This window comes from Rhodococcus sp. IEGM 1366, assembly GCF_033142425.1.
GTDB classification, from domain to species: Bacteria; Actinomycetota; Actinomycetes; order Mycobacteriales; family Mycobacteriaceae; genus Rhodococcus_F; species Rhodococcus_F globerula.
Map to the genome: position 1 here is coordinate 75665 of NZ_JAWLRZ010000016.1, position 25495 is coordinate 101159.

The 25495-nt window shown below is 61.1% G+C and carries 21 protein-coding genes and 1 pseudogene; 14 read left to right on the top strand and 8 right to left on the bottom strand.

The genetic code is table 11. From position 1 onward, the window contains the following. Positions 1-31: 31 nt before the first annotated feature. The 3 genes from R4P64_RS31445 to R4P64_RS31455 form a co-directional block, all read right to left on the bottom strand. The gene (locus R4P64_RS31445; RefSeq protein WP_317824139.1) at positions 32-1030 is read right to left on the bottom strand and encodes an acyl-CoA dehydrogenase family protein; all 999 of its coding nucleotides are present in this window, start codon (positions 1028-1030) and stop codon (positions 32-34) included. Continuing rightward, positions 1021-2220, bottom strand: coding sequence for an acyl-CoA dehydrogenase family protein (locus R4P64_RS31450; protein WP_317824140.1), 1200 nt, complete (start codon positions 2218-2220; stop codon positions 1021-1023). The genes R4P64_RS31445 and R4P64_RS31450 overlap by 10 nt, the downstream gene beginning before the upstream one ends. Positions 2221-2316: 96 nt before the next feature. Next, complete coding sequence (locus R4P64_RS31455; protein ID WP_317824141.1) at positions 2317-3162, bottom strand: SDR family oxidoreductase; 846 nt, start codon at positions 3160-3162, stop codon at positions 2317-2319. A gap of 103 nt (positions 3163-3265) precedes the next feature. Here R4P64_RS31455 and R4P64_RS31460 point away from each other — a divergent pair, with 103 nt between their 5' ends. The 5 genes from R4P64_RS31460 to R4P64_RS31480 all read left to right on the top strand — a co-directional run bounded on the left by R4P64_RS31460 (position 3266) and on the right by R4P64_RS31480 (position 10030). Next, on the top strand, positions 3266-4672 hold the full coding sequence (locus tag R4P64_RS31460) for an OB-fold domain-containing protein (RefSeq protein ID WP_317824143.1): 1407 nt from the start codon (positions 3266-3268) through the stop codon (positions 4670-4672). Further along, the gene (locus R4P64_RS31465) at positions 4673-5881 is read left to right on the top strand and encodes an acetyl-CoA acetyltransferase (protein ID WP_317824144.1); all 1209 of its coding nucleotides are present in this window, start codon (positions 4673-4675) and stop codon (positions 5879-5881) included. Next, positions 5878-6696, top strand: coding sequence for an enoyl-CoA hydratase/isomerase family protein (locus R4P64_RS31470; protein WP_317824145.1), 819 nt, complete (start codon positions 5878-5880; stop codon positions 6694-6696). The genes R4P64_RS31465 and R4P64_RS31470 overlap by 4 nt, the downstream gene beginning before the upstream one ends. A 26-nt stretch (positions 6697-6722) precedes the next feature. Further along, complete coding sequence (locus R4P64_RS31475; protein WP_317824146.1) at positions 6723-8267, top strand: class I adenylate-forming enzyme family protein; 1545 nt, start codon at positions 6723-6725, stop codon at positions 8265-8267. A 785-nt stretch (positions 8268-9052) separates the two neighbouring features. After that, the gene (locus R4P64_RS31480; RefSeq protein ID WP_317824147.1) at positions 9053-10030 is read left to right on the top strand and encodes a TIGR03619 family F420-dependent LLM class oxidoreductase; all 978 of its coding nucleotides are present in this window, start codon (positions 9053-9055) and stop codon (positions 10028-10030) included. Between the two features lie 520 nt (positions 10031-10550). Here R4P64_RS31480 and R4P64_RS31485 read toward each other — a convergent pair. Further along, positions 10551-11263, bottom strand: a pseudogene (locus R4P64_RS31485) (aldehyde dehydrogenase family protein). Positions 11264-11306: 43 nt separating this feature from the next. Further along, a complete protein-coding gene (locus R4P64_RS31490) occupies positions 11307-12083 on the bottom strand; it encodes a helix-turn-helix domain-containing protein (RefSeq protein WP_317824148.1) in 777 nt (258 codons plus the stop codon). 272 nt (positions 12084-12355) lie between these two features. Between R4P64_RS31490 and R4P64_RS31495 the strand changes: the two genes are divergently transcribed. From R4P64_RS31495 to R4P64_RS31525, 7 genes are all read left to right on the top strand, one after another. Next, the gene (locus tag R4P64_RS31495) at positions 12356-13867 is read left to right on the top strand and encodes an aromatic ring-hydroxylating dioxygenase subunit alpha (RefSeq protein ID WP_317824150.1); all 1512 of its coding nucleotides are present in this window, start codon (positions 12356-12358) and stop codon (positions 13865-13867) included. Positions 13868-13913: 46 nt separating this feature from the next. After that, positions 13914-14228, top strand: a complete 315-nt coding sequence (locus R4P64_RS31500; RefSeq protein WP_317824151.1) for a 2Fe-2S iron-sulfur cluster-binding protein — start codon at positions 13914-13916, stop codon at positions 14226-14228. Positions 14229-14293: 65 nt separating this feature from the next. Next, a complete protein-coding gene (locus R4P64_RS31505; RefSeq protein ID WP_317824152.1) occupies positions 14294-15292 on the top strand; it encodes a thiamine pyrophosphate-dependent dehydrogenase E1 component subunit alpha in 999 nt (332 codons plus the stop codon). Between the two features lie 3 nt (positions 15293-15295). Then, positions 15296-16321: an alpha-ketoacid dehydrogenase subunit beta gene (locus R4P64_RS31510; RefSeq protein WP_317824153.1), complete on the top strand. Its 1026-nt coding sequence runs from the start codon at positions 15296-15298 to the stop codon at positions 16319-16321. Between the two features lie 71 nt (positions 16322-16392). Further along, positions 16393-16617 carry a lipoyl domain-containing protein gene (locus tag R4P64_RS31515; RefSeq protein WP_317824154.1) on the top strand — a complete coding sequence of 75 codons (225 nt, stop codon included), beginning with the start codon at positions 16393-16395 and terminating at the stop codon, positions 16615-16617. Positions 16618-16709: 92 nt separating this feature from the next. Then, positions 16710-18350 (top strand): FAD-binding protein, encoded by a 1641-nt coding sequence (locus R4P64_RS31520; protein ID WP_317824155.1) that lies wholly within the window; start codon positions 16710-16712, stop codon positions 18348-18350. 135 nt (positions 18351-18485) lie between these two features. After that, the gene (locus R4P64_RS31525) at positions 18486-18749 is read left to right on the top strand and encodes an FAD-dependent oxidoreductase (protein ID WP_317824157.1); all 264 of its coding nucleotides are present in this window, start codon (positions 18486-18488) and stop codon (positions 18747-18749) included. Positions 18750-19499: 750 nt separating this feature from the next. Here R4P64_RS31525 and R4P64_RS34165 read toward each other — a convergent pair. Continuing rightward, positions 19500-19718 carry an enoyl-CoA hydratase/isomerase family protein gene (locus R4P64_RS34165; RefSeq protein ID WP_411742745.1) on the bottom strand — a complete coding sequence of 73 codons (219 nt, stop codon included), beginning with the start codon at positions 19716-19718 and terminating at the stop codon, positions 19500-19502. A 348-nt stretch (positions 19719-20066) separates the two neighbouring features. Between R4P64_RS34165 and R4P64_RS34170 the strand changes: the two genes are divergently transcribed. Together R4P64_RS34170 and R4P64_RS34175 are read left to right on the top strand one after the other, a co-directional pair. Further along, positions 20067-20201 (top strand): hypothetical protein, encoded by a 135-nt coding sequence (locus R4P64_RS34170; RefSeq protein ID WP_411742746.1) that lies wholly within the window; start codon positions 20067-20069, stop codon positions 20199-20201. Between the two features lie 249 nt (positions 20202-20450). Further along, on the top strand, positions 20451-20540 hold the full coding sequence (locus R4P64_RS34175) for a transposase (protein ID WP_411742751.1): 90 nt from the start codon (positions 20451-20453) through the stop codon (positions 20538-20540). Between the two features lie 757 nt (positions 20541-21297). On the opposite strand, the gene R4P64_RS31530 is transcribed toward R4P64_RS34175, so the two are convergent. Both R4P64_RS31530 and R4P64_RS31535 read right to left on the bottom strand, forming a co-directional pair. Beyond that, the gene (locus tag R4P64_RS31530) at positions 21298-24597 is read right to left on the bottom strand and encodes a protein kinase domain-containing protein (protein ID WP_317824158.1); all 3300 of its coding nucleotides are present in this window, start codon (positions 24595-24597) and stop codon (positions 21298-21300) included. 195 nt (positions 24598-24792) lie between these two features. Further along, positions 24793-25011: a zinc ribbon domain-containing protein gene (locus R4P64_RS31535; RefSeq protein WP_317824159.1), complete on the bottom strand. Its 219-nt coding sequence runs from the start codon at positions 25009-25011 to the stop codon at positions 24793-24795. Positions 25012-25495: the final 484 nt, after the last annotated feature.

The following is a 25495-nucleotide window of genomic DNA, read 5'->3' on the forward strand; positions in this document are numbered from 1 at the left end:
TCATGATAAAAAATCAAGCACTAGAAGTGCATCAAATAGTGCGAGCCAGCTTGTCGCAGTGAGACCCAACGCTGCCGAAGCTCGTCTCGAGCAGCCACGCGCGCTTGAGATACAGATGCGCTAGAACCTCCCACGTGAATCCCATACCCCCGTGGACCTGCACACAACAACGCCCGTTCAGCCCTGCGGCCTCACCGGCGATGATCCTCGCGGCAGAAACGTCGACCCCCGCCGAGCCGACTTCAGGATCGTCGATCGACAGTGCTGCGACCAGCACTGTGGGACGTGCAATCGTCACTCGAGCGAGCGATTCGGCGAGAAGGTGTTTGATCGCTTGAAACCCGCCGATCACACGTCCGAACTGGGATCGTTCACCGGCATATCGAACCGCGAGATCCAGCGCTCCTCGGGCCACACCTATCTGAAGCGCGGCGGTAAGCACCTCGCCCTTCCTGGTCCAGTCCAGCGCTTCGGCCGGTCCGCCGATCCGCTCGCCCGAGGCCAATGCGCCAGGATCCACAACAACAGCCGACATCGGTGTCAACGGGTCCAGAGGGCGGGATAACCGGGTGGCTGACAACGCCTCGGGTGCCACCACGTGGAGTCCGTCATCGTCGACGATCACGACGTGAGTTGCTCGATCCAGGTTCTCCACCACAAGAACTGGCGAACGTAGATCTAGTGTGGCCACCACCGACTCGCCCTCGAGAACCCCGTCGATATGTCCCGCAGCCAGAAGGCTCGGCACCAAAGGTCCTGGAACGAGTGCGGCGCCCAGTTCCTCGGCGAGGATGACCGAGTCCGCCATCCCGAGACCCATTCCGCCGACACTCTCGGGAGCCCCGACTGCAAACACGCCGAGTTCCGCCAAACTGCGCCAATCTCTTTCCACGCCGGCGGGCATTCCTGCGCTCTCCGCGATCTCGTGATCAGCAAGCTCGCGCATTCGGTCAGCGTTGTAGACGCTCTTCAGGAAATTGCGTAAGCCGATCTGTAGAGCTCGTTGATCCTCGGTAAGGTTCAGGTCCACTGTGGCTCCCGCGGAAGGCCGAGGCCACGCTCGGCAAGGATGTTCTTCTGGATCTGCGATGTTCCTGCCGCAATCGTGAATGACAGTGTCTTGATGCGGTCTTCTACGAGGTGGCCATTCGATCGGCCCGGCAGATCGGTCATTGCCAACGACGCACGCCCGAGAACCCGGCTCGCCAGATCGCCGATACGTTGACGGTTCTCGGTGAACCTCAGCTTGAAGACTGACGCACCCTGCACGGGAACAGTCCCGTTTGCCGCATCTGAGACGTTCTGGCGAATCAGCGCCCACAGGCCCTGCTGCTCGGCCAGATGCATACCGACTTCGTGACGCAACGCGGCGCCGTCCCACAGCGTGCCGCCATCGGGTGAAGGCGTGACTCGAGCGATATGGGCCAGTTCCTCGAGGATGTTACGAGATTCGACGACGTCACTGATGAACGCGGTACCGCGCTCAAAGCTGAGGGTCACCATCGCGACGCGCCAGCCGTCGTTCTCCTCGCCGACCCGACTCGACACCGGAATCCGTACGTCATCCAGGACCAGCTCACTGAACTCATTACTGCCGGTGGCAGTTCGCAACGGACGAACATGGACCCCAGGAGTGTTCATCGGCAAGATCAACCACGTGATCCCACGGTGTTTCGGGGCAGCCGGGTCTGTCCTGACCAGCAACTCGCAATAGTCGGCGACTTGCGCCATGGACGTCCAGATTTTGCGGCCGTTGACCACGTAGTGCTCGCCGTCGCGTACCGCCGTCGTGCGCAACGACGCCAGGTCGGATCCAGAATCCGGTTCGGAAAAGCCCTGGCACCACACCTCGTCGCCGCGCAGTATTCGCGGTAGGTGCGCTGCGCGCTGCGCGTTGGTTCCCTCTACGATCAGGGTCGGACCTGCATGGAGCAGTCCGACGAAATTCGTCCCGACGTAGGGTGCCCGCGCCCGGGCGCTCTCTTCGAGAAAGATCAGTTGCTCCGTCGGAGACGCGCCCAAACCGCCATGCTCGGATGGCCAGTCGACGCCGGCATACCCTGCGTCACATAATTGACGCTGCCAATCGCTGTCGTACTGGCGGCGGGCGCGCCAATCGTCGTGACCCGGCTGGTCCGGCAGAGCCGGCAACCGCTCACTCAGCCACAGTCGTAGCTGCTCGCGAAACTGCAGTTCAGAAGGGCTGTAGCGCAGGTCCACACAATCTCCTACTCGTATCCGCAGCATCCGATCGGACACTGAAGCAAATATACATTATTGATGTTGCAAATTCAGGTGGATCGCCAATCCCTGCGATCACGGCCGCCAATGACCGTCCAGATTGCGCCGCCACCCGCCCGCAGCGTTGGTGCCTCCGTCGACATGGAGGGTACTTCCGGTCATGAATGCCGACATCTGGCTCGCCAGAAAAACAATTGGCCCGGCAACGTCTTCGGGAGTGCCGATACCGAGCGGCACCGATGCTGCGTACTCGTCGTACCCGTCCACCGCCGTATTGGCCCCTTGCGCGGCGGCAGCGAGCTCCGCGTCGCCCGGGGTGGGTATGGCATCCGGCGCCACACTGTTTACCCTGATCCTGCGATCCGACAACTCGAGAGCGAGTGTCCTCGTTAGCTGTTCGACTCCTGCCTTCATCGCGGCATAGATCGCGAAGCCTGGCGCGGCGCGGAAAGCTTCGACACTTGTGACATTGATAATGGATCCTCCATATGCCATCAAGGGCACGCCATGCCGGATCACATGGGTCACCGATGTGAAGTTCTCATCGATCAGAGCCTTCTGGCCTTTCGGCCGAACGTCCAGAAACGGAGACCAATAGCCCCCACCGACATTGTTGACCAAGATGTCGATCGGCCCCAGCGTCGCGCGGGCCTCGGCAAGGAACGCGGCGACCGCATCGTCGTCCCTCACGTCGAGTCGCCGGGCAACCGCGCGTCGCCCCCTCGCCCGAATCCGCTCGGCGACATCGCGTAGACCGTCGGCGTTGCGGTCACAGGTCGCCACGTCAGCTCCGTGCCTAGCCAGCGCTTCTACAGTAGCGGCGCCGATACCCTGCGCGCCGCCGGTCACGACCGCAACCTTTCCGGTCAGGTCGATATTTCCAGGACCGGCGGCGATATCGGACGTTCTCTTCGACGACATATGGACCCTCTCGATGGTGCGGCGAAATACGTGGGCAAACAATCAGCCGAAGACTAGGGCTGGCCCACTTGCACTCTCAATCAAGATATTACATATTATATTCATGAGCGATCATCGAGGAGTATGCGCGTGGGGCGTGTATATACCGCATCACAGACTGGACAGGTCGACCATCGCACCGGTGGCGGGCACCGGCGGCGGGCGCGGAGTCCGCGCAGTCGCGTCACACGACGAAGACACAACCACCATGGGTGTCGAAGCGGCGCGTGCCGCGTTCCGCAGCTGCCGTGGTGACGTCAAAGCGCTATGGTTCGCCACCGCGACACCGTCGTACTTCGACCGCACCAACGCCACCGCCATCCACGCAGCATTGCGGTTGGATCGAACCGTTCCGGCGTACGACGCGCTCGGTTCGGTCCGGTCCGGACTCGGTGCATTGCGCGCGGCGCTGGTCGACACCCGCAACGCGTTGGTCATCACCTCGGACATTCGCACAGGCCTGCCCGGCGGCCCGGACGAGTCGGCCGGCGGTGACGCCGCGGCCGCACTACTAATCGGAAACGGAACCGACACACCGGTGTTGGCAACAGTTCTCGCCCACGAATCACTGTCCGACGAATTGCTGGATCGCTGGCGTACGCCTGGCGCACCCGCCTCCAAGGTCTGGGAGGAACGCTTCAGCGAGGCCCTCTACACCCCGATCGGTACCGAGGCACTCAAAATCGGTCTCGCCGCGGCCGGCATTGCTGCCGAACAGGTCGACCACCTCGTGGTCGCAGGCCTGCCCGACCGGGCCATCAGTGCGGTGACGCGCAAGAGCGGAATCAATGCCGATCGAGTCATCGACCGACTCGATGGTGTGCTCGGCAATCCAGGCACCGCACAACCCACGCTGTTACTGGCGTCGGCGCTCGAGCAGGCCGAGCCCGGACAACACATTGTCGTCCTCTCGCTCGCCGACGGAGCGGACGTTCTGGTCCTTCGCACGACAGATGGTCTCAGCACCTACCGATCTGGTCGCCCAGTGGCCGACCAACTCGCCACAGGCGGGCCTGTGTCGTACGGCCGCTATCTGGCGTGGCGAGGGCTGTTGCCCGTCGAACCGCCGCGCCGGCCTGAACCTGCACGGGTGTCCTCACCCGCGGCCGCCCGCAACGCAGACTGGAAGTTCGCCTTCACTGCCGGCGGCAGCGCCGGAGAACCTCATCTGCCGCCACGCCCCACCGACACCGTGGGCGTACCGATGGCAGACGTCCTCGGCACCATCGTGACCTTCACCATCGACCGGCTGTCGTACTCACAAAGTCCCCCTGTGGTTTTCGCAGTGGTCGACTTCGACGGTGGCGGGCGGTTGCCCGTCGAACTGACCGACGTGAAGGCGGACGAAGTGGAGATCGGCCAGCGCGTCGAGATGACATTCCGAAAGCTGTCCACCTCAGACGGTATTCACAACTATTTCTGGAAGGCGCGGCTACACCGATCCGTGGCCGACCCGCGGCAGGAGCACTGAATGGTTGCACACAGCATCAAAGATCGAGTCGCCATCGTCGGGATGGGTTGCACCCGTTTCGGCGAGCACTGGGACAAAGGAATCGACGAACTCATCATCGACGCCGCCGAGCAGACATTCGCGTCAGCCGGTCTCGACCGGCAGGAAATCGACGCTTACTGGCTGGGAACCGCACAGTCGGGCATGAGCGGAATCACCCTCGCCAGGCCCCTCGGACTCGTCGACAAGCCCGTCACTCGCGTCGAAAACTATTGCGCGACAGGATCAGAAGCACTGCGTCAAGCGGTGTATGCAGTGGCGTGTGGGGCGTATGACACAGCAATGGCACTGGGCGTGGAAAAGACGAAGGATGGCGGCTTCCAGGGTCTGAACGCGAATCCGATCCCAGGTGACGGCACCGGTCGCACGCTTGCCGCCGCTGCAATGTTCTCGATGGTCGCGCCGGCCTACGCCAAGAAGTACGGCGTGGCACCCGACGATATGCGCCGTGCCATGGCCAGGGTAGCGTCCAAGAATCACTACAATGGGGCCCGCAACGAGCGTGCTCAGTTTCGCAAGGAAATGAGTGTCGATCAGATCTGCGCCATGCCAGCGGTTGCCGGTGATCTCAGCGTTTTCGACTGCGCGGGAGTTGCCGACGGCGCAGCGGCGGCAATCGTCGTCCGAGCCGAAGATGCACACCAGTACACAGACAAGCCGCTCTACGTCAAAGCCCTGTCCTTCATCGCAGGGAATGGACGCGGACTCACCGATCCGGCCTACGACTACACCCATTTCCCCGAGGTCGGCCGATCAGCGGACATAGCATACGCCCAAGCCGGTGTCACTTCGCCGCGGGACCAGATCGCGATGGCGGAAGTACATGATTGTTTCACCCCGACCGAGATCGTGCTGATGGAAGAACTCGGATTCGCCGCACGAGGCACCGCCTGGAAGGAAGTTCTCGACGGCAGGTTCGATCTCGACGGAGACCTTCCCGTCAACCCGGACGGTGGACTCAAGGCTTTCGGACATCCCACCGGCGCCTCGGGACTGCGGATGATGTTCGAAGCCTGGCTGCAGATGCGGGGCGAAGCGCCCCCAGAGCGACAGATCTCGACTACTTCTGACCGATCGTTGGCCCTATGCCACAACCTAGGTGGCTATCCAGGCGAAATGGTCAGCTTCGTGTCCATTCTCGGTACCGAACTCGAGGAGGCAATCGCATGACCGTTGATTCCGATCGCAACGCGACCACTTCCACGGCCGACACACTTCGGCTTGTCCGCGACGGCGGCGTTCTCTGGGTCCGTCTTCATCGTCCGGAAAGTCGAAACGGGGTCAATGACACCATGCGCGACGAACTCGTCGCTGCTTTGACCACCGCGGATGAGGATCCTGAAGTGCGGTGCATCGTCATTGCCGGGTCGGGTGACGATTTCTGCGTTGGCGCCGACCTCGCCGCATCGGGCCCTCCCCCGACCACTCCGTTGGCATTCCGCCGTCCGATGCAGCCATACCAGGAGCTGTTCCGCATCATTTGGGAACTGGAAACCCCAGTGATCAGCGCGGTGCGAGGCCGGGTGGCCGGGATCGGCTGGATGCTGGCCCTTCTGGCCGACATTGTGGTGGCAAGCGAAGACGCCCGCTGGACGCATGTATTCGGCCGACGCGGCATGGTTCCGCATGCCGGCGATCCGTACTTCTTGCCCAGGATTCTTCCTTTGCGTGTCGTCACGGAGATCGCAATGCTCGGAGACACACTGAAATCGGAGGATTTGTACCGGTATCACGCGATCAACCGTGTGGTTGCCGACGCGGACGTCGAAACGACCGCCAAAGAACTCGCAGCACGGCTTGCAGTCGGACCCACGCTGAGCCTCGGCCAGACCAAACGCCTGTACCGACGATCCTTGGCAAGTGACATCACCACAGCTTTCGCCGAGGAGTCGGCTGCGAGCGCGATGCTGTCGCAGACCCGCGACCGGGTCGAGGGCATGATGTCGCTGATGGAAGGCCGACGGCCTGAGTTCACCGGATCATGATGGTCCACGACCAAAGGTAAACGGCAATGAACTATCCACTCTCCGCATGCGGTGCTGTAACGGTCGACGCAGCGCTGCGGTCAGCTGCTGAGCAGTTCGGTGATCGCGTTGCATTCATTGACGGCATACATCGCATCACTTACGGGGAGTGGGCTCGGGCTGCTGCCGGAGTTGCCACGATCCTGGCTGAGGCAGGCGCGCGGCCAGGACAGGTCGTGTGTCTCGCGCTCCCGACGTCGATCGAGTTTGCCGTCTCCTACATCGCCGCACTGTGGACCGGCGCCACGGTCACCGGTGTCGATACGAGACTCGGTCCCACTGAACTCACCGGAATCCTCGGCACAGTGCAACCCGTCGTCACGGTCGGTGCCGAAGACACCCGCGGGTGCGCGGTGGCCGCAGAACTCGGTGGCACCGCCATCTCCCGCGCGGACGTGGTCGGCGCCATGTCCGGTCCGGAAGCGGCCTATGCCACCGGCACAGACCCCAATTCCCCCGCCGCTATCGCGTGGACAAGCGGTACAACCGGCGCACCGAAAGGTGCGTGGTACAGCCATCGGGTGCTGGAGTTCGCAGCTTCACAATCGGGCCCGCTCAGCGCACCGTACGATCGCAGGCTCTTCGCTACTCCGTTCGCCCACGTCGGCTTCCTCGGACGGGTCTGGGAACAGCTGGCGTGGGCCATCACGACTGTCCTCACGCCTCGACCGTGGTCGGCGTCGGCAATGCTGGAAACCATTGAGCGAGAGCGGATTACCGTTGCACAAGGTGTCCCGCTGCAATGGCAGAAGGTACTGGAACACCCAGACCTGGAGACGACCGATCTGTCGTCTCTACGTATCATCGCCACCGGGGCCACCCGCGTGCCGCCCGAACTCGTCCGTTCGTTACGGGCTCGACTGCTGTGTCCGGTGGTTGTCCGCTACGCGAGCTCCGAGGTGCCGTTGGCCACCGGAACATCACCGGAGGATCCGCCAGACATCACAGCGGAAACCGTGGGCCGGCCCCTTCCCGGGGTGGAAGCAAAAATTGTCGACGAGGACGGCATACCGGTCGGACGCAATACAACTGGTCGTCTGCTCCTGCGATCTCCGGGCGCGATGTCGGGCTATTGGAACGACCCGGTGTCGACTCGGGAAGCAATCGACCACAACGGCTGGATCGACGTCGGTGATCAAGCCCGTCAGACTGACCGCGGTGACATCGTCATGCTCGGTCGCAGGTCGGACATGTACGTTCGCGCCGGATATAACGTCCATCCGCTCGAGGTCGAACGCATCTTGTCTGCGCATCCAGAAGTACTGGAAGCAGCGGTGTTAGGCGTTCCCGCTGCAGTTGTGGGTGAGATCGGTGTGGCATTCATCGTTCCGGAGGCGAGTGCAGGCCCGGGGGTCGTCGAGAAGGTACGTGCCTGGTGCAACGAATATCTGGCCGACTACAAGGCACCCGATCGCGTTGAGATCGTCGACGAGCTTCCTCGCAATGCGATGGGAAAGATTGACAAACGCGTACTGCGCAGCGGATTGGCAGAGCTGACGAAGAAAACGAGGTTGAGAAGTTCTCAGGTTTGACTTCAGTTATTCCTGAATCACGGCGTATGTCAGTACCTCTGAACCAACCGCGGCCAGATCGCGTATAGCTGCGCCAGTTGGGGCCAACAGGATTGAGCACCGGGCACTTATTGGGAGGATTGTCCACCCAAGGACCGAACGAAGCTATTCGGAGAAACGCCTTATTTCGTTCATAGACAATATATAATATCTGTGGTTATATTGATAAAGATTCCAGGTCCAGCCATCCGAAAAGCGCTTCACTCGGCGGCAGCGCGTGATGCCGTCGGAGTGGACCCAACACGAGCGCCAACTGTTCGCGTCGGCGTTATCAACCGACGCGACGATGTTGCCACATACCTGACCGAAGACAGTCTCGCGAACTGAAAGGCACCGACGAGATCGGGTGGGTCGTCGAATGGATCGCCTCTCACCCAAGATTTTTCACCTGCTCGGTCAAGCTCGCTACGACGACGTGGCGCGATGTACTGCGTCGCCCATTACATCACTGCGGGACCACCGCAATTGGTGATGTACATCCGATACGGAGCTAAGTACCGCCCTGATCGATCCGGCGACTGAAAACAGTCCGCCATTGCGTACAGATAGACTGGACCGAGACAAGGAATCTCAAGTGATTCAAAGAGAATCGACTAATGGCCCCCTGCATCACCAGCGCGCACTGGTGATCAGCGGCGGTTCAGGCGTGGGGCTCGGCTCGGGCCGACTACTAATACGTTACGGCGCCGATGCCAGCATTGTCCGACGAACGAAGTACGCACCACTGGGCAAGCCAGGCGGTTCCGATGCACGGGGTTGACCTGCCTCGGCCGCAACTGACAATGGACCTGGGGTCGTTCTCGGCCGTTGACCCGTGCATTTTGAGAGACCTGCGCGAACGGGCGCTGTTGTATGACCGAGCCGGTATCGATCGTTTGACTGTTTCCGATCACGTTGTGTTCGGCGAGGACTTGCCCGAGTACGGCAGGCGCGAGATCGGTGGCCATGCCGGTGGCCTGCAGCCTACCGGACCCGACGGGCATTGGCTCGAACCGCTTACGACACTGACGTATGTTGCAGGATTCACCAATCACGTGAGGCTCGCCACGAATATCCTGCTGGCGGCTCTTCGCCGACCAGTGGTGTTGGCGAAAAGCGCTGCAACTCTCGACGTGCTCTCGGGTGGTCGACTCGACCTCGGAGTCGGTGTCGGGTGGCAGGCTGCGGAATATCAAGCGGCCGGTCTCCCGCTGAAGGGCCGTGGCGAGTTACTCGAGCATACGTTGGATGTTTGTCGTGCCCTCTGGACGGAACCTGTGGCGTCGCACCAGTCGGCAAATCTGTCGTTCCACCGCATCCACATGATGCCCAAGCCGGTACAGCCTGGAGGTGTTCCTATCTGGGTGAGCGGCACCGTCAATAAACGGGTGGTCGCCCGCGTCGCCCGGTACGGCGCAGGCTGGATTCCGTCGGGTGCAGCCGCGGCCGATATCGGCGCCGGAATCCGTGAGATGAAGACGGGCATTGAGCAAGCTGGTGGAGATCCCATCGACTTGCAAGTCGCCGCCGGGTTGCCCGCCATCCGCAATTCGAAGGGCGATTTCGATGTCGCTGCGACCATGGATCAGGTCGGACACATGGCCGAGTCCGGGGCCACCGACCTTCGGCTTCGGATCGCGCTTCCTCGGGATCCCGAGGAAGCCCTTGAGAGTCTTCGCGACACCGTCCTTGCCTTCCGCAAGGCCGCGGGCCGCACCGATCAATTGCCTGCGTTGAGCCGGTGAAACTGCCGTCCCCCGATACCCGATGCCCACCCCCGCTGAGAAGGCGGGCATCGGGTATTGGCGGCTTTGCCGGAAGCCGACCCGGTCGCGGACGACCCGATCGAGCCGGATGTAGTTTCTCGGATACAGGGCCTGTGGGTCGCTACGTGTGGCGGCCCACAGGCTCGGGCTATATCAGAAAATAGAGCGAATCGCCGGATCCAGCCGTCGGAATCTCATCCTGGTTATGGACTGACACAGCGCCTGAGGCCGAAACAATCCGTCTTCACAGTCGTGAACGAGAACAATCCGTCTTCACAGTCGTGAACGAGATTGCCAACACTGTTAGTCGATAAAGTAGTTCAGCGACGGTCGGCCGTTTCCACCGGTACGTCCGCGCTGTGCGGTGCTACCAATTGACGGCAATGTATGACTCTCGATGAACTCGAGTAATCCTTCGCGTGCACCTTCGCGGCCGAGTCCGCTCTGCTTGACTCCCAGAACGGAGCTGCCGGGTCTGCGACCGGACCGCGGTTGATCGCTACCATCCCGCTTTCCAACGCTCTGCGGCTCCGAGCGCGCGGGCAAGGTCACGACTGAAGACGTAGGCACTCAGTCCATATTCGGTGTTGATTGCAGCCTCGATTACCTCCTCGTCGGTGTCGAAGGCACAATCGCGGCAACTGGACCGAAGATTTCTTCCCGGCTGATGGCCGCGCCAGTTGGGACATCGGCCAGCACAATCGGCTCGTAGTAGAGGGCGGCACGTTCGGGGGTCTGACCGCCAACGACGATCCGTGCACCCCGCCTGACGGCGCTATCGACAAGTTCGGCAACCGTGGTCACGCTCTTGGCGTCGACGAGCGGTCCGCACTGGGTAGTTCCATCGACGCCTGAACCGACCACGAGTGCCTCCATGCGCTGTGCGAGACGCTCGACGAAGGTGTCATGTATTGAGCGGTGCACGAGGATACGGTTCGCCGCAGTACAGGCTTGGCCACGATTGCGCATCTTGGCCACCATCGTCTCGTCGAGCGCAACATCGAAATCGGTGTCGTCGAGAACTATGAGGGGCCCATTTCCGCCTAGTTCCATCGCGCACTTGAGGATCTGATCCGCGGATTCTCGCAACACCGCGCGTCTGACTTCAGTGGATCCGGTGAACGAGGGAAGGCGCACCCGAGGGTCGCGAAGCATGGCGGAGACGACAGGACCGGCATTGCTTGTGGTCACGACGTTGACCACAGCCAGCACGCCTGCTTCAGCGAGGATGGACGCTATGTGATCACGAAGAAGATCACTCTGGTCGAGGACCGAAATTCAGTGTTGGCGAAGATTCATCGGTCCACCAGGCCATCCCGACGTGGCCCAGCACCGCTTCAGCTGCTTCCGCCAACTCGAGAGCCTCTGCATCACTGAGGCATTCGAAAAGTCGGCCGACCCCACGGTTTGTCCCGTCCTCGGCAGCCCGCCACTGGTCGACAAGGTGCGATACCTCCGGCAGGGGGTCAGTCCAGCCCCACCCCGGGGCGAGAACCGGCGTACGAATTGCCAACGCCTCCAAAGGGAGCAAGCCTGCAGCCCGCACCGCGCCGGCGTGCAGACCGGCACGCAATTCACGCAAAGCGTACAGACGGTGCATCGTGCGCCGCGACAACGAATCAGGTTCCGGGAGGACGCGCCACCCTGCAAATAGAGGTGCCACCGCCGATGGCGAGTTTTCGATGATACGTCCGGTCAATTCGCAGAGACGTTCCAACGGAAGGTCGGACGAAAGGCCTGCGTCACCCCACTCTGCGACCATGCCCGCCCACGCTCGAGATGCGTTGCCCAGGGTCGTCTTTCGCGTTCCGGCCTGATAGTGCGAACGTACCCATTCCGGTTCGAACCAGGTCAGTGCGGAGCAGATCACGTCCGCACTCACGTCACCCATCACACCACCCCGACCCAGCACGTAAAACTCGTACCCTTCGAGGTCTACTTCGTCGGCGCGCTCAAGCGCCGCTCCCATGGCAGCCGCCGGGATTGCAAATATCGCGTCGGTTGTTCGCTCAGCTGTTTCGATCCGGGTCACGGTCGCCTCCTTGGTTTCAGACTCTGACTACGTAACGTCGATTACCACAACGGGAGAGGCCAGCACGGTTCATCAACTGGCCATCCGGCTCAATCGCGCCAAAGCCCGGGGCCCATCGGGCAATTTTATATAATGCGGCCTCAATTAGAGCACGCCGAAAGGTTTCCGGCACACGCTGTCAGATCCCCAGAAGTTGCTGGACAGCACGACAATACGAGGATTGACAATCGCAATCACTTGCGACTAATCTCACACAACATACAATATAGATGTTGAAGAAACTCGACTTTGATCGCATCTTCCGCCGCGCCCACCGCGCCGCAACAACGCAGTTGTCTACATCGTTCTCTCACCTCACCACCCACAGCCACGAAGGGATTCTTGTGACTACCCACATGGACCGATCGGTCAGCGCAACGACGCCGGAAACCACGGCCGAACAGCTGGAAGTCAATCCCTTGGTGCCGGCCAACGACGTGGATACCACCGGCGTGCCGTTCCGTATGAACGACGGCGTCCACATTCCGGCTGAACGGTACTACGACAAGAGCTTCGCGGACCTGGAAAACAAAAAGCTCTGGATGAACACCTGGCAGTGGGCTGCCCGGGTAGAAGACATACCGAACCCTGGCGACTACATCGAGTACACCGTGGTCGACGAGTCTGTCTTCGTTGTTCGCACAGACGCCGACACCATCAAGGTTTTCCAGAACGTATGTCCTCACCGCGCGACTCGGCTCGCGCAGGGCTGCGGCACATTCGGCGGCAGTCAGATCGTGTGTCCGTTCCACGGGTGGCGATGGAATCTCGATGGTTCAGAGTCGCTGATCTACGGACGCAAAGGCTTCATTCCTGAGTCCATTACTTCCGACAAAGTATCGTTGTCGGAGGTACGGCACCAGATTCGATACGGGTTCATCTGGATCACGTTCGACAACGACGCGCCTACACTCGACGAGTTCTTCGGCACGATCGATAAGAACATCGCGCCGCTGAGCATGGACAAGATGCGCGTTCGATGGTGGAAATACACCGTCCTGGATGCCAATTGGAAGGTCGCACTCGAGGCGTTCATGGAGGCGTACCACATCATGCAGGCACACCCGGAGCTCGCGATGGGTGTGACCGGCGAAGGTTACAATCCCGACTCCCAGCGGTATGCCTTGCACGGTATGGGCCACGTGAACGGTGTCTACAAGAGCGAAGAAGGAACGCCGTTCGATTCCGACGTCATGGGCTTCGGCGAGTTCTTCCTGGAGCAGAACCGGGTGCTGTTCGAAGGCACTGATGGCACGAACACGATCCGGGACGAGACGATCGCCGACCGCGTCCGTTACCAAGACCTGCCGGACGAAGCGATTCTGCCGACGTTCATGCAGGAGTACTCGGCCTACGCCAAGGACGCGGGCATCCCGTTGCCGCCGCCCAACCCCGATGCGGCGCAGTACGCATTCTTGTTCCCGAACATGGTACTTCTGGGCTTCTTCGGAAACCTGCTCTTCTACCGCGTCCGTCCGAACGGCGATGACCCGAACACCTGCATCTTCGAGGTCTTCGCCATGCAGATCCCGCCGGCCGCAGAACCCGAACAGGCTCCGGCGCGCCCGGAAGGTCCGCTGGCCTTCGAGGATTGGCCGTTCATCCTTCGCCAGGACATCGACAACATCGTTCGGCAACAGGCCGGCTACCGCAGCAAGGCCTTCAAGGAAGCGACCATGTCTCCGCGCATGGAAACGATGATCTACGTCATGCACAACGAGATCGACCGCTATCTTGCGCGGTGAGTCCCGAAGGACTCGAGCCGATTCGGACCAGGGGCCGCTTGCCGTCATGCGGGTGGAACCCGCAGGACACCTCATCGAAGTCCGGCCAGGTGAGTCTTTGATCGAAGCAGCATGGAGAGCCGACTACACATGGCCGACGCTGTGCTTCGGCCGCGGTACATGCACTGCGTGCCAATGTGAGGTCGTCGAAGGTCTCGATCAGGTGTCGGACCGTACCGAGGCCGAACATGTGATGCTGAGCGACCTCAGCCGACGTCGGCGACGAACCGATCCGCGCCGGGTACGACTTGCCTGCCAGGTAATGGCATCCGGCGACGTAGTCATCCGAAAGCCGGGCGTAATCAAGAAAGACCCGGCATGACGGGGCACTCACGGTCGTCATTTGCCAGTGCAGTCGTTTCTCCCACACTACGAATGGAGTTTGATTTGCCTTCACAAGTCGACACCGAGTTGGCGCACACAGTCGCGCATGACGATCTGGTAGGTATCTACACAACCGCCACGAAGATCAAGCAGTACGACGAAACGTACCGCGGCATGATGCGTGCCGGAAAAATCGGCGGAATGTACTACTCGCCGAGCGGACAGGAGATCATCCCGTCCGCGATGAGCGCTGTGCTCCGTAACGACGACTACGTTCTCACCATCTACCGAGGTGTGCACGACCAGATCGCCAAGGGCGTGCCGCTGCGAACCTTGACCGCAGAGTTCTTCGGCCGCGCCCCCGGTAGTTGCAAGGGCAAGGGCGGCCCTATGCACATCACCGACGTCAGTTCCGGATTGATCGTCACCACCGGTGTTGTCGGTTCCGGTCTCCCGATCGCTGTGGGCGTCGGACTATCGGCGCAGATGCGCAAGACCGACCAGGTCACTGTGGTGAACTTTGGTGACGGTGCCACCAACATCGGGGCTTTTCACGAAGCCATGAATCTTGCGTCGCTCTGGAAGCTGCCGGTCATCTTCCTGTGTCAGAACAATCAGTACGCGGAGTACACCACGCTGGCAAACGGCACGTCGGTGACTGAGATCGCCCAGCGCGGCGCCGCGTACTCCATGCGATCCTTGCGCGTTGACGGGAACGATCCCGCTGCGATGTACAGCGCAGCGCGAACTGCTGTTGAAGCCGCACGAGCGGGAGAGGGTCCGACATTGATCGAGGCGCTCACCTATCGCCTCCAAGGACATGCGATGGGCGACGGTATGGAGTACATGCCCGCAGAAGAATTGGCTGCTGCCATCGCCGCCGATCCGGTGTTGAGAATGCGTGCACAGCTCATCGAGTCGGGTGTCCTGACCGAAGGTCAAGTAGAGGCGATAGAGAAGGAGGTTCGGGACGAAATCGACGACGCATTCGAGTACGCGCTGGCCGCACCACTTCCCGACCCATCCGAACTGACCACCGACGTATACGCGGAGAGTGTCTGAGCCATGACAATACAATCCGGAACCCACGACGAGACCGCTGCGGTCGCCACGCGCACGATGACGATGCTCCAGGCAATCAACGAAGCACTGGATATCGCTTTGGATCTCGACGAGACCGTATTCGAACTCGGCGAAGACATCCAGGACCCCAAGGGCGGTGGATTCGGTATCCACAAGGGGTTATCGACGAAGTACGGTCTCGAACGGGTACGACCGACCCCGATTTCCGAACAGGCGATCATGGGCGCAGCAATCGGTTCTGCGATAACCGGGATGCGACCGGTCGCGGAGATCATGTTGATGAACTTCATCGCGGTGTGTGCAGACCAGTTGGTCAACCATGCCGCGAAACTGCGGTACATGTCCGGCGGCCAGACCAACGTTCCGTTGACAGTTCGGACCGTCACCGGCGCCGGGGGTGGCTTTGGTGCCCAGCATTCCGACATGCTCGAAGGTCCGCTGATCCACACGCCCGGACTGAAAGTCGTTGTTCCGTCAACGCCTGCCGATGCCAAAGGCCTCTTGCTTTCTTCGATCTTCGACGATGACCCGGTGGTCTTCATCGAGATGTACCCGCTGTACTTCGCCGCCAAAGGCCCCGTACCCGAAGGCGACTATCGGATTCCGTTGGGGAAAGCGCGAACCGCGCGTGCAGGCTCGGATGTGACGTTGATCAGCTGGGGTCGTCAGGTGCACGACTGCCTGGCAACAGCGGAGACTCTGGCCGCGGATGGTATCGATGCCGAAGTCATCGACCTGCGGTCACTCTCCCCGGTGGACACCACCGCCATCCTCGAGTCGGTGGGACGTACCAAACGCGCCGTGATCGTTCACGAGGCGGTCCGCCGCAACGGATTTGGCGCGGAGCTGGCCGCCACCATCAGCGAAGAGCTCTTCGGGGAGCTGCAAGCACCGGTCCGACGAGTCGCCAGCGCGAACACACCGGTCCCCTACTCACCGTCGCTCGAATCGATCTTCACACCCAATCCGGCTGTGATCGAGAAGACGGTACGCGACCTGCTCGCCTAACGGGCACGTGCACATCGGCGAGCCGATCTGCAGTGCAGATCGGCGCGGATTTAACGAAGGACTTGAAGGCAATGGAACTGAGTATTCCCCAGATGGGTGTTTCCGTCACCGAGGGCGAGTTGACGGAGTGGCTGGTCGAAGACGGCGCTTCCGTCGATATCGGAGACCCTCTCTACAACCTGGCAACCGACAAGACAGAATCGGAGATCGAGGCGCCTGCCGCCGGCGTGCTGCGAATCATTGCCGCTGCCGGGCAGACGTACGAGGTCGGCTCCATCGTCGCTGAGATCAACTGAAAGTCAACATAAGTCGGAGTTAATCGACTCCGCGTATGTACGAGCTCGAGCACAGGCTTGCCCGGCCTGACACATCACGATCGGAGTTTAGTATGAGCAATGAACTGACCCACGAGCAACCGTACGACGTCATCGTCGTCGGCTACGGCGCCGCGGGTGCATCTGCGGCAATCGAAGCAGCCGACGCGGGCGCCCGGGTACTAGTGCTCGACCGCGGTTACGGCGGCGGCGCGTCGGCACTGTCCGGCGGCGTTGTGTATGCCGGTGGCGGTACGCGCCACCAGAAGGCCGCGGGTCTCATCGACACTCCGGGGTTCATGTTCGACTACCTGCGTCAAGAAGTCGGGGATGCCGTTTCCGAAAGGACACTCAGAGCGTTCTGTGAGTCGAGCGTGGAGATGGTCGATTGGCTCGAAGAGCAAGGTGCCGAGTTCCGCGGAACGCTCTGCCCCTACAAGACGTCGTACCCGACCGATAACCACTATCTTTACTATTCGGGCAACGAAAAGGCATGGCCGTTTGTAGAACACGCGACTCCCGCTGCCCGTGGGCATCGGCAGTTGGCGACGGGCCTGAACTCGGGGAAAGAGCTTTTCGCTCGATTGAGCGGTTCGGCGATGGCCAAGGGTGTCCATTTCCTTCCACTATCCAGAGTCCAGTCGTTGATCATCGAAGACGGTCAGATCGCGGGTGTGAAGTACCGGACCGTCGATCGTGAGAGCGCGGCGGGTATCCAGTACGCCAAGCTCGTCAAACGCGCCTCCAAGTTGACCAACTGGGCCCCCTGGCTCATCGGGAGTGTTACCGCCGCTGCGGAGAAGTTGTGGCAGGAGAACGGGACTGACGGGGAGGCGCGCGCCCGCACGGTCGTATTGTCGGCCGGCGGCTTCATCTTCAACCCGGAGATGAAAGCCAAGTATGCCGGTGATTTCGCCGACCTCACGCCGCTGGGCACCGAAGGAGACGATGGGTCGGGCATCACGCTGGGCGTATCGGCGGGCGGCTCGACGGACAAGCTCGAACGGATGACCGCGTGGAGGTTCATGTCGCCTCCCAATGCGTTCCTCGAAGGGGTCACTGTCGGTCCGCAAGGCGGCCGCATCGCAAACGAAGACCTGTACGGAACCACACACTCGGACATCATGATCCGGGAGCATCAGGGCAAGGGCTTCCTTCTGCTCGATTCCCGTCAGTGGAACAAGGCCCGCAAACAGCTGCCTCACCAGACTCAGCTTTTCCAGCGGCTCCAGGCCGCTTATCTGTTCTCCCCCTTCGGCCACAAGAAGGCAAAAACCATCAGCGCATTGGCGAAGAAGCTCGGAGTGCCGGCGGAAGCAGTTTCAGAGACGGTGAACGCATACAACGAGGGCATCAACTCGGGAACGGGAGACCCGGCACACAAGGCCCCGTCTCTCTGCACCCCGGTCGCAGAAGGTCCGTTCTACGCGATCAACATTGCGATCAAGAATGCTTTCGCGTACCCGACACCGGGACTGACGCTCGGCGGGCTGCGCGTCGACGAGACGACGGGCGAGGTTCTGCGTGACAACAACGAGGCCATTGCAGGCCTCTACGCGGCCGGGCGCAACGCGATCGGGATCTGCTCGAACAACTACATCAGCGGACTCTCGCTCGCGGATTGCATCTATTCCGGTCGACGTGCCGGACGACATGCCGCATCCGTCGGCACATTCACGTCGAACACTGAGCACGCGCAGAGCGTGCGCGAGTAGAAGGGCAACTGCCCCTCCCACCGGCACATCGGCACACCGCACATGTGTGCGGGTCAGCCCCTGCAGTTGTGTACCCGGCGCGGCTTCATCGTCGCGCCGGACTGACTGAGAAGAAGCGTGAAGCGGAGGCTCCGAATGGTTGAGGAACAACACGTCGATGTAGTAGTGATCGGTTTCGGAGCCGTCGGCGCAACTGCCGCCTTCGCAGCAGCCGAAGCAGGTGCTCAAGTCACAATCCTCGAGCGCAAGCCGTCACCGTCATTCGTACGCATTGCGCGGCCGCTGAGGCGCCGCCGGGCGGCTGATCGATTGAGCCTGCCTGCCAACGGAATCGAGCTGAAGAATCGATGCGACGTGCACGACCTGGTAGTCGAGGGCGGGCGTCGGAGTGGGCTATAGCGAGCTGCCGGCGGGTATCACAGCCACAATGCACCGCCGGCTCTCGTCGTCGGTCCGCTTGCAACGGCGATATGATTCTCCCTCGGCGCACGGGCTACGGATCGCTTGTGGTGCAACGAATCCGAGGTCGCCGAGATCGGATGCTCTGCAGTTGTCCTGAGCACCGTTCCGGCCCGGTGGGAGTTCCTTGCCACTGCGCTCTGGAGGCTCCGTCGGGGTGACGGGAGTACCGGCGACAAGTCACCCGCACCCTCGGACCTCATGCCTCCGACGTTGACCGAAATCGACACGGGCACCTCGGAGCTCACAGTCCGGACCTGGTGTGCAGCCCGATCCGGGGTCGATCCAACGGCTATGTCATCACTCCGCGTCAACGAAGAAACTGCCTGTTCGCCGGCGAGGTTCACAAGTTCCCACGGCTGTATGCCGGAGTCTCGATCGTCCTGTAGGTCTCTGCGGACCGGCAGGCGTCTGCGATCGCGGCGGGTGCCGGCCGCAGCGACTGTCGCGAAAGCCCACCGGTCCTTGTTGGAGGTCTGACGTCGTCAGCGTCATCGACTGAGCAATCGCCTCCCACTGGATCGAAGATTCGAGCCCCGCGGCAGCTGTCTCGAGGCCAGTTTTCATCACTCGCGTTGCGATAGGACCGGCTTCGGCGATGCGAACAGCGGTGGACAAGGCATGTTCCACAGCATTGTCCACGGCCTCCGTCACCAATCCCTAATCCAACGCCTGACGCCCCCCGACCTCTCAACCCGTGTAAATAATGTCCTGCGCACGAGTCAATCCAACGGCCTCGGGCAACAACCAGGTTGAGCCCAATCCACCGTGAGCTCCTCGGGAGACGAATGGCTTGCTGAACACTGCGTTATGGCCGGCTATCCTCAAATCGCATGCCAACGCGAGACATACACCTCCGCCGACTGCCTGCCCGTTGACACGAACCGGGATACGACGGGGTGCAACCAAGTATGTTAGAACGGCAGCATGCGCGGTCCCAGCATCTTAGTGGTGAGATCCGGAGCGTCCTCGATCAATGACCGATTAGCGCCGGAACAGAACGCGCTGCCCTCACCGGGCACCACGATCGCGGCGCAGGGTCCGGTGATCTGCTCCGGGCTCCACCGCAGATCGAGTTTCGCCTGACCCGCACTACCGCTCCTACTTCACAGCGGGCCGTGGGATGAATTTGGCTAAGGATGAGGTTGAATCGCACCGGAGTTCGTTTGTTTTACTTCAGGCATTGCTGCACCCGAGAGAGGTCCACGATGCCCCGACGCTATCCACCTTCAGTTCCGCCGAAAAGTTCTCGACCTGTTGAAGTCAGGCCGCACGGTCGCCGAGGTCGCCTCGGATCTCGATGTCACCGAACAGACCATCTACAACTGGCTTGGGCCAGGAGCTCATCGATACAGGGCAGAAGCCGGGCCTGAACTCGATCGAGAGCGCTGAACTCGCCGCTGTCCGTCGTCGAATCGCGGAATTGGAAACCGAACTTGCCATTGCCAAACGCTCCACCGAGTTGCTGAAGTCGGTGGCGGCCGCAAAGGCGGTTCGAAGCGATAAAAGTGGTGGCCAAGGAGGGGCTACCCGTCCAGACGGCGTGCCGAGTTCTGGAGGTATCGGAGTCCGGCTTCTACGAGTGACGGAAACCGGCCACCCTCGGAACGCTCACTGCGACATGCCTGGCTGACACAGCTCATCACCGAGGTTCACACCGCCTCGCATGGCACCTACGGTGCCCGCCGGGTCCACGCCGAACTCACCCTTGGTCACGGTATTGCTGTTTGACACGGCTGTATCGAATTGTTGATGAGAGCTGCTGGTGTGAAAGGACTTCCGGGAAACAAGCGTGCGCGTTCCAAGCATCAGACCCCGAGTGCGAGCGATCTCGTGGACCGTAAATTCACCCGCGACGAACCGAACAAACTGTGGGTCACCGATATTACGGAACATCCCACGCCTTGTATTCCAGCAATCGTCGCAACACTCGTGGTTACGAGACTTCCAGTAAAGCACTCAGGCGCTCTGCAGGGGTGTCCCAGTCGAGCGATTTCCGGGGTCGGTCGTTGAACTCCTCCGCGACGGCCAAAATCGGAATTACCTCTGCTGCTGCACAACTCGCGATTCCCCAGCCGGAGATGTCGCCAGCACAGGAGCGAGAAATTCGGCACGGTTCAGTTCGAATCAAGCCGCCCTACTGGGTCTGAATTAGATTGACATTCTCATCTGACCGTACAAGATAGACCTCTCCATAAGCAGTTTCTTCCTCACTGTCTGATCAAGACGATCCATGACGTCGAGCTCCCGACGATGGAGTAGGTCGGTTGGTTCAATAGCCGTCGTCGGCACAGCACCTTCGACATCGTCACTTCCGACGAGTTCGATGCCGCCGTATTGTGCTCTGAACCCCAACGCTCCATCGAGATGTTGTCGGCACCGGAGCGGCAAAGGAATCCGTCTTGACAGCGCTCTCGCGGCTGTTCGCTTACGGGGATTTTGCGGTTGCAGCCGCCGCAACCCAAGCAGCGCTCTCGCGGCTGTTCGCTTACGGGGATTTTGCGGTTGCAGCCGCCGCAACCCAAGCAGCGATCTGGGCGCGTCGCACGAAGCCCAACTTAGTCAGGATATGTTCTACATGCCCTTGTGCGGTGCGCTGAGAAATGACAAGGCGATCTGCAATCTCCCTATTGGTCAGGCCCTCGGCCACGAGATCAGCCACCTGCCGTTCACGTTTGGTTAGCTCCGTCGCCGGACATGCCGTGGTCTTCGAGACTTCGGGTTCTTCACCAAGGGCATAGGCGATTGCGGCATCGAGATCCAACGAGCCACCTTCACGGTATTCGGACTCGAACGCCGCCCGGCCTAGAGCCCGGATCGTGTTGCGCTCGCATTTATCATGGTAGACAAGAAGCTTCGGATACAGCACGGTGGAACTGCCCGACGTCTGAGACATTGCCTTAGCTGCACCAAATAGCACAGCAGCGCGCTGACTGTCTCCTGTGTCGGATTCAAGCCAAGCCAGCGCCTCCAAACACGTAGCGGCCATCAAGGAATCCCGTCGGAGACGGATCAGCTCCAGCCCCTGCTGCAGTAGGTGCAGCGCTCGGGCTTGATCGTTTGCAAGCCGCGCGGCAACTGCTGTGGCCCACAAGGCATATGAGCGATTGACCGATTCCCCATGCGATTCGTTGATCGCGAGGGCCTTCTCGTCGCATTCAAGTGCTCCCGTGATGTCCAGCTGAAAGAGTCGCGCCCATCCAAGGCTCAAGAGCGCTCTTACCTGAGCGAATACATCGCCGTGTTCGGCAAAGGTGGAGTGAGTTCGCTCCAACGTTGCGACTGCGTCGGCGAAGTTGCCCGCATATATGTCGTGAAGCCCTGCGGTGAGTTCGACGAACGCGTGCGCATGCGGATTGTCCGTTTGTTCAGCAAGGTTCCAGGCTTGCGCGACTAGCGAGGCTGCTGCGGCGCGGTCTTCGAGGCCGTCGGCAAGATGGCACGCGCGACACAATGCCTTGGCGCGAAGGGTTTCGGAGGTAGGCTGCTGAACTGCGAGTGCGCGGTCAAGCCAATGGCGAGCCTGACCGAGTTGGCCGCGCGAGTACCAGAACGGTTGCAGGGCTGTTGCAAAAGGCAACGCGGAGCCTGACTCGGCATCCTCGGTGAGGGCGAATTCAAGCGCCTCCCTGAGGTTGGGTTGCTCACGATCGAGGCGAGCGATCCAGTCGAGCTGCCGAGATGAGATCCACTCTGCATCGGCGTTGAGGGCTAGCTGTTGATACCAGTGTTGGTGACGTCGACGCAGGGCTCGAACCGCGCCCGGATCCCCCACCTTCTCTCGACCATAGTCACGCAGAGTTTCGAGTATTCGAAACCGCACGACCACGTCTGACTCCTCCCTGATCAGAATAGATTTGTCGACCAGGGATGCCAGCACGTCGAGTAGGTCGTCCAGTCTCTCGCTGCACTGGCACACCTGGGTTGCGGCGTCGAGATCGAAGCCGTGGGCGAATACCGACAGCTGCGCCCAGATCTGTTGTTCGATCGGTGTGCACAGTCCGTAACTCCAGTCGATACAGAGGCGCAGGGTCTGTTGACGGCTCGGCGCATCTCGGCTGCCTCGCGTGAGCAGCGTGTAGCGATCGGTTAGTCGCTGCAGGAGCTGCTCAGTAGACATGGCGGGCAACCGCGCTGCCGAGAGTTCAATCGCGAGCGGTAGCCCATCCAAACGCTCGCAGATCCTCGCCACTGTGGTCGCGTTGCTCTCGGTGATCTCAAAGCCTGGCAGAGCAGTGGCGGCGCGTACGGCGAAGAGATCGACCGCATCGCTGTGGTAGATATCTTGAGGAAGGCCCCGGTCCATGTCAGGAACCCTCAGTGGCGGCACCCGAAGAACCGCTTCACCCCGGATACTCAGAGGCTCTCGACTGGTGGCCAGTATTCGTAATGTTGGGCAGGCACGCAGCAGCGTTTCCACCAGCTGCGCTGCCGAATCCACTACCTGTTCACAGTTGTCCAGTACCAGTAGCAACTTCTTAGGCGCGAGGAACTCCACCAGGCGCTCAAGCAACGGCCGCTCCGATTGATGGCGCAGCCCAAGTTCGGCGGCAACCACATCCGTCAACAGCGCACCATCCCGCAGCTTGCCCAACTCGACTAGCTGCATCCCGTCAGCGAACGCCCGTTTCGCGTTGGTTGCGACTCGTATCGCCAGCCGTGTTTTGCCCACCCCACCGATTCCGGTCAACGTCACCAGCCGTGACGTCCCTAGGAGACTCCTCACCTCCGACAGTTCGACACGGCGGCCGACAAAGGAGGTGAGCTCCAGCGGTAAGTTCCGCTTTCCCCCGACGAGCGCAGCGCCGGGCGGATTGTGAACATCGTGTCGGCCGACAACCAGTGGCACCGGCGAGGCTGGACCGCCGATGTTTTGCTCGTCATCGGAATTGTCTTGTATCAGCATCTCGTCGGTGGGGAGCCCATTCCGGGCCTGCATTTGCTGGAGCAGTTCGCCGAACTCAGCCGCCGAGGGCCGGTCGCCAGGAGAATGGCACATAGAGCGCTCAATCACCGCGGCAACATCTCCACCTATGCCGTGCTCAGCCGGATCTGGGAGAGGTTGTGTCGTGATCCGCAAGAACTGGGCCACCACCTGCTCATCACTGTGGCGTTCGAATGCGACGTGCCCGGTCAGTGCAGTGAACAACGTGGCTCCAAGCCCATAGACATCCACAGCGGGTGTCGGCGGGCTCCCGATAAGCACTTCAGGGGCGGCGAATGCGGGAGAGCCGGCGACGGTCCCAGGCGCGGTCCTGAATCCGTCGGCGATATGTGCGATGCCGAAGTCCGCCAGCACGGGCTCACCATAGTCGGTGAGCAATATGTTCGCCGGTTTCACGTCACGGTGGATGATGCCGAGTCGATGAGCGGTTTCGAGACCGCCCGACATCTTCACGCCGACTCGCAATGCCTCCTGCAATGAGAGCGGGCCCTTCCGCCGAATACGGATGCTCAGAGACCCCTCCGGGAAATATGGCATCACCAGGTAGGGGCTGCCGCTATCGGTCGTACCGATCTGAAGGACGCTCATAATGTTGGGATGCCCGGTCAACCGGCCCATCGCCCTCTGCTCCCGCAGGAAGCGCTCGCGGTTCTCATCGTCCAGCCCGGAGGGAAGCACCTTTACCGCCACCGTGCGATCCAAGGCGGTCTGGATACAGCGATACACCACGCCAAATCCGCCGTGTCCGATTTCCTCGGCCTGATCAAAACCGGCCGCTCTCAACTCGCTCGTGACCAAGCCGGCCACGTCGCGTTGAGTCAAGAATCGATCGTCATCGGTCATCGTCATCGTCCGCCAGGGAAATCCCACGCTCGGGGCCGCCCGGCAGGATCCATTCTACATTCGCTCGATCTTCGTTGAGGGTTTGGCCACCTTCGTCGCTGGGCGAAGGTATTGATTGCAGTGAAGTGTTGCAGTCCCTGCGACCTGGGGATATCAATACCTGGCCCTGAAGTACCGGGTTTGCTGCTCACCGATCTAGCTGGATGCTAGAGAAGTGGCTGCTTTAGGCACGGTTAACTGGGCGGCCCAATACTTTTCGTGTCCGAGTGCGGAAATGTTGCGAGAAGCATTATGGTCCGCATTCGCGGCCCACCCGCACTTCTGGCACTCGAACAGTGCTTGACTGCGACGGTTCTTCGGATCACAGAACCCACACTGCGAACACGTGCGGGAGGTGTTGCGCGAGTTGATCACCTCCGCATCACCAGGTTCTTTTTCCGGCGCGCCGTGACCGAGTGGAGTCGGTGCCCGGTGGATTCGGCATAAGCGGCGGCTCGGGGCGTGTGGGCGCCAGGTAGTGGAGGTGCGGTCGCCCCTGGAGGTGATCAGCGCTGGAGCGCAGGATAATTCTGCCCGGATAGGTTGAATTATGTTGTGCCGCAATGGGTGGATTGATCGGAGATCTCAGCACTTGCCCAGGTCTTTCGCCGACCTACTGCGATAACTCGGCCTGATTGCGGGACTCAACGACGCGACGAACCGATCATCAAACTGATATAAAGAGGTAGCCATGATCATGCAGTCGGTGCCCTGCACCCAGTCGATAGAACACCGTCGACTGCCCCCCCTCAAACCGCTAACCCACAGCAAGCCGATCGGGTGACTCTCCGGCGAGTCGTTATTTCCGGAGCGATTGGCAACTTCGTCGAGTGGTACGACCTGGCGATTTACGCGTATG